The organism is Siminovitchia sediminis (genome assembly GCF_042680885.1).
Taxonomy (GTDB): domain Bacteria; phylum Bacillota; class Bacilli; order Bacillales; family Bacillaceae_C; genus Siminovitchia; species Siminovitchia sediminis.
This window is the reverse complement of sequence record NZ_JBHUEO010000077.1, coordinates 1-10,655: the sequence shown is the minus strand read 5'-3', so window position 1 is coordinate 10,655 and position 10,655 is coordinate 1. Positions and strand designations below refer to the sequence as shown.

Sequence of the window (10,655 nt, the reverse complement as noted above, 5' to 3'; positions counted from 1 at the left end):
TCTTAGAGCTGGAGTTATCTTTTGAAGGATACGAAACAGGAAAAGCATTTACGGGTTTAGATGGATTAAAGATGTTTCGTGAACAGTCATGGGATTTGGTGCTTCTTGATATTATGCTGCCTGAGACGCTTTTTTAGCGTCTTTTTTTAATACCTTTTCATGCAGCCGAAAGGGGTTTGCCTGATTTTATTCACATGTCACGGGTAAAGGGGGCGGCCATTGGAAAAAGTCTCCAGTTCCCGGAAAATCCCCGGGGTTAACTTGGGTTACTGGAGTGATTCTCGAGTGCCTGAAAAAGCTTTAGAATTCGACTTCGGTCACTGGGGAATATCTCGAGTACCCGGAAAATTTTTCTGTGTTGGACTTCGTCATTGGAGAGAGCCTCAAGTACCCGGAAAATCCCCGGGGTTCAACTTTGGTCAAGCAATTCTCGAATACCCGGAAAAGCCCTTGTATCCGAATCCGGTCACTGGAGGAGGCCATGGGTCCCCCACTTTGGACCAGTCATTGAAACTGGTCCAAAGTGGAATGCAATTAATGCCATTCCCCGAGTGAGCACGCTGGTTAACAACGGTTTTGCACGAATGGGGCCAAACATGTAAACGAGCCGAAGTATTCCATTGACCCTCTGTTAAAATTGCATGTCAAACAGCGTGAGAGGTCAAATGACACATGAAGAACAAGACGAACTTTCAAGTTATTCCTGCCCATTCTAACCGACATGCCGGTAAGCCGACCACGGGTAGGTTTATATCGAACAGTATTAGCCAACCAAATAAGGGGTATAGAGCTCTTCAAATATTTGTCAGATGAATGATCATATTGGTAGAATAATTTTATGTAATTAAAAATGGACGTGAACAGCTCGATGATTGGAGGAAGATGGAGTGAATATAGAAGTTGCCAATTTTTTAAGAGAACACAAGAGCCAGTTACTGCAGGATTGGATGACTGCTATGAAGAAACTGGGAGACGAACGCTCGCTCAACATTATCTCAAATGACTTATTCGAGAATACAAGCCATGAATTTATTGAAGCAGCGGTCTCCAACATCGTAGATTCAGAGAAAGAATATCAACAGAGGGTTGAAAGAATTACAGAGAGAGCTGTGAAAATTGGCTGGCCGTTAAACTTTCTCCTGACAGGTCTCAGTGAGTTAAAAACCATGATTCTCAATTTAATGAGACAGGAAAAAAATTACACGAGCGAGGAAACGGTTGAGTTGATCACGGAGATCGACAAATGGGTGGCACCCATGTCCACTCAGATTGTGGAATCCTATTCCAATAATTGGGAGAAGACGGTATCCCTTCAAAAGGTTGCCCTGCAGGAACTGTCTGCTCCCTTAATACCTGTCTTTGAAAAGATTTCTGTCATGCCGCTCGTTGGAACCATCGATACAGAAAGAGCCAGGCTGATCATGGAAAATTTGCTGTCAGGGGTTGTCAAACACCGCTCGGAAGTGGTCCTTATCGATATTACAGGAGTTCCTGTTGTAGATACCATGGTGGCACATCATATTATTCAGGCAGCTGACGCGGTAAGACTTGTGGGATCAAAATGCATGCTGGTCGGCATCCGGCCTGAAATTGCCCAGACCATTGTCAATCTGGGTATCGATTTAAATCAGATTACAACGACCAGCACCTTACAAAAGGGAATTGGTGAAGCACTGGCGTTGACGAACCGAAAAATAGTGAATCTAAAGGAGGAGGCGTAGTGAGAATACCTATCTTAAAACTGCGTGATTGCTTGCTCGTTTCCATTCAATGGGAATTAGATGATCAAACAGCACTCGCCTTTCAGGAAGATCTTTTGCAGAAAATTCATGAGACCAATGCCCGCGGGGTTGTGATTGATATTACATCCATCGATTTTATTGACTCCTTCATTGCCAAGGTGTTGGGGGATGTCATGGAAATGTCCAAATTGATGGGAGCCAAGGTTGTCATCACAGGAATACAACCCGCTGTGGCCATCACGCTCATTGAGCTGGGCATCAGGCTTGAAGATGTGATGACCGCTCTTGATTTGGAAAATGGTTTAGATAAATTACAACAGGAACTGGGGGATTAAGCCTATGGAGCTGCAGTCCTTCGTAAAAGTATTAAATGAATGGGACATCGTAGCAGTTCGCCAATTAGGCAGAAATGCAGCGAAAGAGCTGGGCTTTGGGGTAGTGGACCAGGCAAGGATTACAACTGCAATCAGCGAATTGGCCCGAAACATTTTTTTGTATGCCGGAGAAGGCAAGGTCACAATAGATAAAATATTTTCAGATGGAAAAAAAGGAATGAAAATTATTGCAGAGGATACAGGTCCCGGGATTGCGGATATCCGAAAAGTGATGGAAGACGGATATTCCACCTCCGGAGGATTGGGAGCCGGTCTTCCGGGTGTCAAACGTTTAATGGACGAATTCGATATTCAGTCTGAACCCGGGAAGGGTACTGTAATTACTGCGATTAAGTGGCTCCGGTAAAAGGAGTGAATTGGGTGGAGTTTTGGGAGACGGTAGAGCCGAAGTATAAAGACATTGTTCTTAAATATTTAATAAATAAAGATGAAAGAATATTATATCAGGGCCAGAAATTAAGCCGAAAACTTATTGAGCATCATATAGCGCCTGAAGAAATTATTAGTCTACATAAATCGATTATGATGGAAGAATCAGCTTCCGCGGACCAGATACTGGATTCCTTTGATGTGTTGCTGGAAGTCATGATGGCTTATGGGATCGCCTATCGGGAGCACCAAAGTCTCCGGACTCAACAGAAAGCGTTGATCAATGAGATAGAAGTAGCGGCTAGTATGCAAGAAACGCTCCTGCAAACATCTATTCCGGAAGTGGACGGTGCGGACATCGGCGCGATTAGTGTGCCTGCCCGGCAAATGAACGGGGACTATTTTCATTTTGTTACAGATGATGACAAGAATGTCGGTATTGCTATTGCGGATGTGATCGGAAAAGGGATACCTGCAGCCCTTTCCATGTCCATGATCAAATATGCCATGGACAGTTTGCCGGAAAACCAATTAAGCCCGGGAACGATACTGGAAAATTTAAACCGGGTTGTTGAACGAAACGTAGACCCGAGCATGTTTATTACGATGTGTTTTGGTGTATACGATCCTGAAAAGCATGCCTTTCGTTATTCTACAGCCGGGCATGAACCCGGGTTTTTTTACCGGGCAAAAAATCAAAAGTTTGAAGAGCTGGGCGGAAAAGGTTTGCTGCTTGGTATAAATAAGAATACAAATTACAAAGAATACCAGATTGATTTGGATCCGGGTGACATGATTGTTCTTTTATCCGACGGAGTGACAGAATGCCGTACGGAAGAGGGATTTATTGATAGAGATTTTTTGTCCTCACTGATTCACCGGTATATTTCAGGGACCGCGCAGGACATTGTCACAAGTGTATACAAGGAATTGGAAAGGCTTCAGCATTTTGAACTCAGGGACGATTTCACTTTAATTATCTTAAAAAGAGATGCGTAAATTTTTTTACTAAAACTTTTCGCAAATATGTTTGTCTTTATTCAAAAACGGGTACGGGTAAACGGTACTCAAAATAATACATATTATAGGGGTGGGCAATGTGAATGTAACTATAGATGTGAAAGAAAAGGACGGCATATTTTATGTGAAATTAACAGGTGAAATTGATGCTTATACAGCTCCGAAGGTCAAAGAAAGGCTGATGGATCTTGCTGATGGTGACGGTGTGACCATAAATATTGATTTATCCGGTGTAAAATATATGGACAGCACAGGACTCGGTGTGTTCGTTGGACTTTTCAAACAGCTTAGTGCCCGTAGCGGCAATATGAAGTTAACGGGAATGTCGGAGAGGCTGCAGCGCTTGTTTGATATTACTGGACTTGCGGATGTAATGGACATCAATACCGAGGTGGAGGGTGGAGTATAATGGATGCAGCTTTTGACTATATCGAAATGAAAGTGCCCGCTAAGGCAGAATACGTCGGGGTTGTTCGACTGACGATTTCGGGAATTGCCAGCCGGATGGGTTTTTCATATGAAGTGATTGAAGATATAAAAATTGCGACAAGTGAAGCTGTGACCAATGCGGTACAGCATGCCTATAAGGCAAATGAAGGCGGGGAAGTCGTAGCCGGATTTGCGCTTTATGAAAATCGCCTCGAAGTCATGGTGTCCGATTCCGGAAAAAGTTTCGACTTGAAAAAAGCCCGGAGAGAAACAGGGCCGTATTCAGAGAAAGAAAGCGTTGAATTTATGCGTGAAGGAGGCTTGGGGCTTTATTTAATTGAAAGTTTAATGGATGAAGTCAATGTTCAATTGAACCAGGGAGTCAGTGTCTATATGACAAAATACCTGGAAGGAGAGCAGGTGGAGCTTAATGCCGAAAAAATCTCAACCTGATTACAAACACCCTGAGGTTAATGAGTGGATTAAAGCCTTTCAGCTTCATGAAGACGAAGAGGCACAAAACAAATTAGTCCTTCATTACAAAAATTTAGTTGATTCCATTGCACGCAAATACTCAAAAGGAAAGTCGTACCATGAAGATATTTTTCAAGTGGGAATCATCGGGCTGTTGGGAGCTATTAGAAGATACGATGAATCGTACGGAAAATCTTTTGAGGCGTTTGCCATACCGACCATTATTGGTGAAATCAAACGATTTTTGCGTGATAAAACTTGGAGTGTTCATGTCCCCCGAAGAATTAAAGAATTGGGGCCTAAAATTAAAACAACGGTTGAAGATTTGACGAGAGAGCTCCAACGTTCACCTCAAATCCATGAAATTGCCGAGCGTCTGGATGTCACGGAAGAAGAAGTACTGGAAGCGATGGAAATGGGCAAAAGCTACCAGGCGCTGTCGGTCGACCATTCCATTGAGGCGGATGCAGACGGAAGTACAGTTACGTTGCTCGATATTATCGGAAATGTGGACGAAGGATATGAAAAAGTCAATCAAAAGCTTGTGGTTGAAAAAGTGCTGCATGTATTAACGGAAAGGGAAAGACAAATTATTCAATATACGTACTTGGAGAATTTAAGCCAAAAAGAAACGGGAGATCGGTTGAATATCTCACAAATGCACGTATCTCGGCTTCAAAGGAGAGCAATTAAAAAATTGAAAGATGCTATATTTGCTGAACCCGCAAATACGGAGAGCTCCACTTTATGATACATTTTCAAAACGATTGCTTGGAAGCCTATGCTTTTCAAAGGGCCAAGGAAGGACAGGCATTTTGCGGGGACAGCTTTTATATGACTGCGAATACCGATTATTTCCTATGTGTCTTAGCAGACGGCCTTGGAAGTGGTGAATATGCATATGAGTCTTCTCAGGCTGTTACTTCGGTAGTTCAATCCAATGTGGAAGAAGATGTGCAGACCCTGATGAACTTCAGCAATAAAGTCCTGCTGAACAAGCGGGGGGCAGCAACTGCTATTTTCAAAGTGGACTTCCGCGAAAGAACTTTTGAATATAGCTGTGTGGGGTACATCAGGTTTTATGTTTACACGCCTTCCGGAAAAATGGTCTACCCCATGCCTGTATCAGGTTATTTATCAGGCAGACCGCAAAAATTCCGAACGCAAAAATTCCCTTATGATCCTCAATCCACTTTTTTACTCCATTCTGACGGTTTTGTAAATGAAGATACAAAATCGATTATTCAAAACCATCCATCGCTCCCCAATTTAGCTGAACGATTAAAATTTAATCAAATCAACGAGAGTGACGATGTCACCTTTATTGTAGGAAACCTGCTGTAATCAGCGGGTTTTTTCTGTTGAACCATGGTATTTACTAGGATCCCGATGGTAAGATATAGGAATAGCGAATGAAAATGAAATGAGGGATTGGAATGATTGAAACGGAAACAAAGCAAGAGCAGCTGGTCCATCGGCTTGCGAAAGAATTGAACCTTGCAGTGAAGCAGGTCAATCATGTCATCTCTTTGCTTGAAGAAGGGAATACCGTTCCGTTCATTGCCCGCTATCGAAAAGAAATGACCGGTGCGCTTGATGAAGTTCAAATTAAAGATATTATGGAAAATTGGGGATACATACAAAATCTGGAGCAGCGTAAAGAAGATGTTCTTCGCCTGATCGATGAACAGGGAAAGCTGACTGAGGTTTTAAAGCAGAAGATAACAAAAGCCGACAAACTGCAAACGGTGGAAGATCTATACCGGCCATATAAACAAAAGCGCCGTACGAAAGCAACAGTTGCGAAGGAAAAAGGACTGGAGCCGCTGGCAGACTGGATGTGGGCGTTCCCGACAGAAGGACAGATAGAAGAGGAAGCCGAAAAATATATTTCTGATGACAAAAAAGTGGCAACAGCAGCAGAAGCCGTACAAGGGGCAAAAGACATTTTGGCTGAACGGGTGTCCGACGATGCCGCTGTCCGGCAGTGGATCAGGGACGAGACGTTCCGGTCCGGCCAAGTGGTGTCGGAAGTGAAAAAAGAAGAGCTTGACGAAAAATCAGTGTATGAGATGTATTATGCCTATGAGGAGCCGGTGAAAAGAATTGTCCCTCACCGTGTTCTTGCATTGAACCGCGGCGAAAAGGAAGGGATACTGCGAGTTTCCGTCAAAGCGGATACGGAAAAAATCATCAACTATTTAAAACGTACATTTATAAAAAATCAATCATCCGTCGCTGCCGGGGAAGTGGAAGAGGCCATAGAAGACGGCTACAAGCGCCTGATTGGACCTGCAATTGAACGCGAAATCCGAAATGAACTGACCACTAAAGCAGAAGAACAGGCGATCCACATCTTCTCCGAAAACCTTCGAAAGCTGCTGCTGCAGCCGCCGCTGAAAGGAAAAGTGGTGCTGGGAGTGGACCCGGCATACCGTACGGGCTGCAAGCTGGCGGTTGTCGATGAAACGGGGAAAGTGCTTCATATTGATGTGATCTACCCGCATCCGCCAAGGGCCAAGGAGGAGCAGGCGAGAGAAAAGATGTTTCATGTGCTGGAAACATACCCTGTTGAAATCGTGGCGATCGGGAATGGTACTGCCTCACAGGAGACGGAGCAATTCACTGCAAATATATTAAAAGAACTTCAAAAAGATGTATCCTACATGATTGTCAATGAAGCGGGAGCGAGCGTATATTCCGCCTCTGATTTGGCAAGAGAGGAATTTCCGGATTTGCAGGTTGAAGAACGAAGTGCCGTTTCCATTGCCCGGCGTCTGCAGGATCCTTTGGCGGAGCTTGTGAAGATTGATCCGAAATCTGTTGGAGTCGGTCAATACCAGCACGATGTGACACAGAAGAAATTAAATGAAGAGCTTGCTTTTGTGGTGGAAACGGCGGTAAACCAAGTCGGTGTGAACGTCAACACGGCATCTCCATCACTTCTTCAATATGTATCGGGCTTAAGCAAGGCTGTGGCCAACAACATTGTTAAGTATCGCGAGGATAATGGAAAATTCAGCACCCGCGCTCAATTAAAAAACATACCGCGGCTTGGAGCCAAAACATATGAGCAGGCCATTGGATTCATGAGGATTTTGGACGGAAATGAGCCGCTTGATTCCACGCCGATCCATCCGGAAAGCTATCCGGAGGTTAAAAAGTTGCTCAAGTCCATCGGATTGACATCTGCGGATGTCGGAACTGAAAAGATGAAGCAGGCCCTCCATCAATTGAACGTGGAGGAAACGGCAGAGGGACTGGGATTGGGTGTACTGACTCTAAAAGATATCATTGATTCGTTGATGAGGCCCGGACGTGACCCCCGGGACGAATTGCCAAAGCCTCTTTTGAAAAAAAATTTAATGAAACTGGAAGATCTGAAGCCGGGAATGGAACTTCAGGGAACTGTCCGGAACGTCGTCGACTTTGGTGCCTTCGTCGATGTCGGTGTCAAAGAAGATGGTCTTGTTCACATTTCCAAATTGAGCAAGCGATTCGTCAAACATCCGCTTGACGTTGTTTCCCTTGGTGATGTGGTCACTGTCTGGGTAGAAAAAGTGGATGTTGATAAAGGAAGGTTGTCCCTGACCATGGTCGGACCCTAATGGATGAGGAAATCATTAGAGTGTGGAGAGGGAAAATAAGAACTCGGCGTCTTTAAATATTTTTTGGGGAGCCGAATTGAAAATAACCTTTGCAATCAATCAGATGGAATGTAAAAGGCCTCTCAGACCCGGGAGTATAAAAAGTACTGCTCCCCGGCTTAGGGAGAGCAGTGCTTTTTTCTGTAGTAAAACCAGCATTGATTCAACAGTTTAATTTGATACCGGTCTTTTTCCAAGAAGGCTTTTTGCATCTGGCTTTTAAACCAGATTGGCATGGTGTACAACCTCCCCCGCCAGTTTTTTGGTAAAATATAATATGAAAAAAGGAACAATCCTGTTCAATGCGGCGGGAGGAAAGAAAATGACAAATGAACAGCTCCAGAAGCTGACTGAAAAAATCTCAAAAGAGTTATTTTCCAAGCCATTTATGCACCAGGCATACTTTAACCCTCGTCTACGGACAACAGGGGGACGCTATATGCTGGGAACGCATAATATAGAAATTAATAAGAAATATTATCAGGAACATGGAATGGCAGAACTGGAAGGGATCATTAAACACGAACTATGCCATTATCATCTGCATCTGGAAGGCAAAGGGTACAAGCACCGGGATCACGATTTCCGCCTGTTGATGCAAAAAGTGGGGGCGCCCAGGCACTGTACCCCATTATCTGCTGATCAACATCGGACGACTCCGAAATGGATGTATGTATGTACAACTTGCGGTGAGCTGTACGAACGCCGGCGGAGAGTAAATATCATTCGATATGCGTGCGGAAAATGCAGAGGAAAACTACGCGAAAAGCTATAATTTCAAAAAGAAAAAACGGTCTAAAACCCCTTGACAGTCTGCTGTTCAGTATTTATAATCGGAAGAGTCATTTCTAATGGGGAAGTACTCAAGAGGCCGAAGAGGTGCCCCTGCTAAGGGCATAGGTCGCGTAAGCGGCGCGAGGGTTCAAATCCCTCCTTCTCCGCCATGTCCGGCCCCTTGGTCAAGCGGTTAAGACACCGCCCTTTCACGGCGGTAACACGGGTTCGAATCCCGTAGGGGTCATTAGAAAAGCGGAAGCGCCTTGACCAGCCCCGACAAGCATAAGACGATTCCTGAGGAGGCAGCTTTACAGCCGCCACAGGGAAGCGGCTTATGACCTCGAGGGGCTAGGCGCTGGAGCTGGACAGACAGAAAAGCGGAAGCGCCTTGACCAGCCCCGACAAGCATAAGACGATTCCTGAGGAGGCAGCTTTACAGCCGCCACAGGGAAGCGGCTTATGACCTCGAGGGGCTAGGCGCTGGAGCTGGACAGACAGAAAAGCGGAAGGCGTCATTTAGCGACGTACAGACTGGAGTTCTTCGACGAGATAAAGGAAACACGGCAAAGCCAAAGGCGAGCCGAAGTTGACTTATTGTAGGAGTAGGCGTGAAGTCTGCTAGTCGCGGACGCCTGCGCTGGACGATAGACAAGCCCAAAGGCAAGTGTAAGACGATTCCTGAGGAGGCAGCTTTACAGCCGTCACAGGGGATTGACTTATGATCTCGAGCTGGGCCGCTCATCTGGACAGTTCGAAAAGCGTATGACGGCTGCCGGGGTGATAGACGCTGGATACAAAACGATTGGAGGCGTCTTTTACCTTCGTTGATTTGTAGAAACGCTGCTGTCTGCAGCTGGACAATGCAGCACCAAAGGCTTACATATGATGGTCCCGTGGTGTAGCGGTTAACATGCCTGCCTGTCACGCAGGAGATCGCGGGTTCGATTCCCGTCGGGACCGTTTCAAAAAAACCTTGCAATGTATCATTGGATTTTGTATAATAAAAAACTCGGAACGATGGGCTATAGCCAAGCGGTAAGGCAACGGACTTTGACTCCGTGATTCGCTGGTTCGAATCCAGCTAGCCCAGCCAAGAGCCATTAGCTCAGTTGGTAGAGCATCTGACTTTTAATCAGAGGGTCGCAGGTTCGAATCCTGCATGGCTCACTTTTTAAAACTAGCAAAAGATCATTGACACATTTTGAAGTGTGTGATAGAATATATCTTGTCCTTGAAAAAGGCGGTCGTGGCGGAATCGGCAGACGCGCTAGGTTGAGGGCCTAGTGGTAGCAATACCGTGGAGGTTCAAGTCCTCTCGACCGCACCAAATAATAAGCGCCCGTAGCTCAATTGGATAGAGCGTTTGACTACGGATCAAAAGGTTAGGGGTTCGACTCCTCTCGGGCGCGCCATTTTACTTTCTTTGAATCTATGAACGGGAAGTGGCTCAGCTTGGTAGAGCACTTGGTTTGGGACCAAGGGGTCGCAGGTTCAAATCCTGTCTTCCCGACCATAGAATACCGATATCAAACGCGGGTGTAGTTTAGTGGTAAAACTACAGCCTTCCAAGCTGTTGTCGTGGGTTCGATTCCCATCACCCGCTCCATTTTTAAAAAGTGTTGACAAACAGCAAGCGACACGATATAATAATATAGTTGCTTAAAACAGTAACTTGCAGTTTGATCTTTGAAAACTGAACGAAACGAAACGTCAATAATTTATGATTTTTAGTCAGCTTTAAAATGAGCTAACAAACATCTTTTATGAGAGTTTGATCCTGGCTCAGGACGAACGCTGGCGGC

General features: G+C 45.0%; 11 protein-coding genes, 9 tRNA genes and 1 pseudogene. 20 read left to right on the top strand and 1 reads right to left on the bottom strand.

Translation table 11 applies throughout. The annotated features are described in order from the left end of the window. The 10 genes and pseudogenes from ACFSCZ_RS17065 to ACFSCZ_RS17020 form a co-directional block, all read left to right on the top strand. Positions 1-125, top strand: a pseudogene (locus ACFSCZ_RS17065) (response regulator); the annotation flags it as partial. 762 nt (positions 126-887) lie between these two features. Then, complete coding sequence (locus ACFSCZ_RS17060) at positions 888-1,721, top strand: STAS domain-containing protein (protein WP_380775624.1); 834 nt, start codon at positions 888-890, stop codon at positions 1,719-1,721. Continuing rightward, the gene (locus ACFSCZ_RS17055) at positions 1,721-2,077 is read left to right on the top strand and encodes an STAS domain-containing protein (protein WP_380775622.1); all 357 of its coding nucleotides are present in this window, start codon (positions 1,721-1,723) and stop codon (positions 2,075-2,077) included. Before ACFSCZ_RS17060 ends, ACFSCZ_RS17055 begins: the two co-directional genes overlap by 1 nt. A gap of 4 nt (positions 2,078-2,081) precedes the next feature. Continuing rightward, on the top strand, positions 2,082-2,483 hold the full coding sequence (locus ACFSCZ_RS17050) for an anti-sigma regulatory factor (RefSeq protein WP_380775620.1): 402 nt from the start codon (positions 2,082-2,084) through the stop codon (positions 2,481-2,483). A 14-nt stretch (positions 2,484-2,497) separates the two neighbouring features. Next, positions 2,498-3,505 carry a PP2C family protein-serine/threonine phosphatase gene (locus ACFSCZ_RS17045; RefSeq protein WP_380775617.1) on the top strand — a complete coding sequence of 336 codons (1,008 nt, stop codon included), beginning with the start codon at positions 2,498-2,500 and terminating at the stop codon, positions 3,503-3,505. A gap of 100 nt (positions 3,506-3,605) precedes the next feature. Beyond that, a complete protein-coding gene (locus tag ACFSCZ_RS17040) occupies positions 3,606-3,935 on the top strand; it encodes an anti-sigma factor antagonist (protein WP_380775614.1) in 330 nt (109 codons plus the stop codon). Next, complete coding sequence (rsbW, locus tag ACFSCZ_RS17035) at positions 3,935-4,408, top strand: anti-sigma B factor RsbW (protein ID WP_380775612.1); 474 nt, start codon at positions 3,935-3,937, stop codon at positions 4,406-4,408. Before ACFSCZ_RS17040 ends, rsbW begins: the two co-directional genes overlap by 1 nt. Beyond that, complete coding sequence (gene sigB, locus ACFSCZ_RS17030; RefSeq protein WP_380775610.1) at positions 4,386-5,180, top strand: RNA polymerase sigma factor SigB; 795 nt, start codon at positions 4,386-4,388, stop codon at positions 5,178-5,180. Before rsbW ends, sigB begins: the two co-directional genes overlap by 23 nt. Further along, on the top strand, positions 5,177-5,773 hold the full coding sequence (locus tag ACFSCZ_RS17025; protein ID WP_380775608.1) for a PP2C family serine/threonine-protein phosphatase: 597 nt from the start codon (positions 5,177-5,179) through the stop codon (positions 5,771-5,773). The genes sigB and ACFSCZ_RS17025 overlap by 4 nt, the downstream gene beginning before the upstream one ends. 92 nt (positions 5,774-5,865) lie before the next feature. Next, a complete protein-coding gene (locus ACFSCZ_RS17020) occupies positions 5,866-8,037 on the top strand; it encodes a Tex family protein (protein WP_380775607.1) in 2,172 nt (723 codons plus the stop codon). A 158-nt stretch (positions 8,038-8,195) separates the two neighbouring features. On the opposite strand, the gene cmpA is transcribed toward ACFSCZ_RS17020, so the two are convergent. Then, positions 8,196-8,312 (bottom strand): cortex morphogenetic protein CmpA, encoded by a 117-nt coding sequence (cmpA, locus tag ACFSCZ_RS17015; protein WP_380775605.1) that lies wholly within the window; start codon positions 8,310-8,312, stop codon positions 8,196-8,198. A gap of 86 nt (positions 8,313-8,398) precedes the next feature. On the opposite strand from cmpA, the gene ACFSCZ_RS17010 reads away from it, so the two are divergent. The 10 genes from ACFSCZ_RS17010 (at position 8,399) to ACFSCZ_RS16965 (ending at position 10,459) form a co-directional block, all read left to right on the top strand. Further along, positions 8,399-8,851, top strand: a complete 453-nt coding sequence (locus ACFSCZ_RS17010; RefSeq protein ID WP_380775601.1) for a SprT family protein — start codon at positions 8,399-8,401, stop codon at positions 8,849-8,851. Between the two features lie 78 nt (positions 8,852-8,929). Beyond that, positions 8,930-9,020 (top strand) — tRNA-Ser (locus ACFSCZ_RS17005). A 5-nt stretch (positions 9,021-9,025) separates the two neighbouring features. Continuing rightward, positions 9,026-9,097, top strand: a tRNA-Glu gene (locus ACFSCZ_RS17000). 643 nt (positions 9,098-9,740) lie between these two features. Next, positions 9,741-9,813: transfer RNA gene (locus ACFSCZ_RS16995), tRNA-Asp, on the top strand. A gap of 58 nt (positions 9,814-9,871) precedes the next feature. After that, a tRNA-Gln gene (locus tag ACFSCZ_RS16990) sits at positions 9,872-9,946 on the top strand. Position 9,947: 1 nt separating this feature from the next. Next, a tRNA-Lys gene (locus ACFSCZ_RS16985) sits at positions 9,948-10,020 on the top strand. A 73-nt stretch (positions 10,021-10,093) separates the two neighbouring features. After that, positions 10,094-10,180: transfer RNA gene (locus tag ACFSCZ_RS16980), tRNA-Leu, on the top strand. A gap of 8 nt (positions 10,181-10,188) precedes the next feature. After that, positions 10,189-10,265 (top strand) — tRNA-Arg (locus ACFSCZ_RS16975). Positions 10,266-10,289: 24 nt separating this feature from the next. Next, positions 10,290-10,366: transfer RNA gene (locus ACFSCZ_RS16970), tRNA-Pro, on the top strand. Positions 10,367-10,385: 19 nt separating this feature from the next. Next, a tRNA-Gly gene (locus tag ACFSCZ_RS16965) sits at positions 10,386-10,459 on the top strand. The last annotated feature ends 196 nt before the right edge of the window (positions 10,460-10,655 follow it).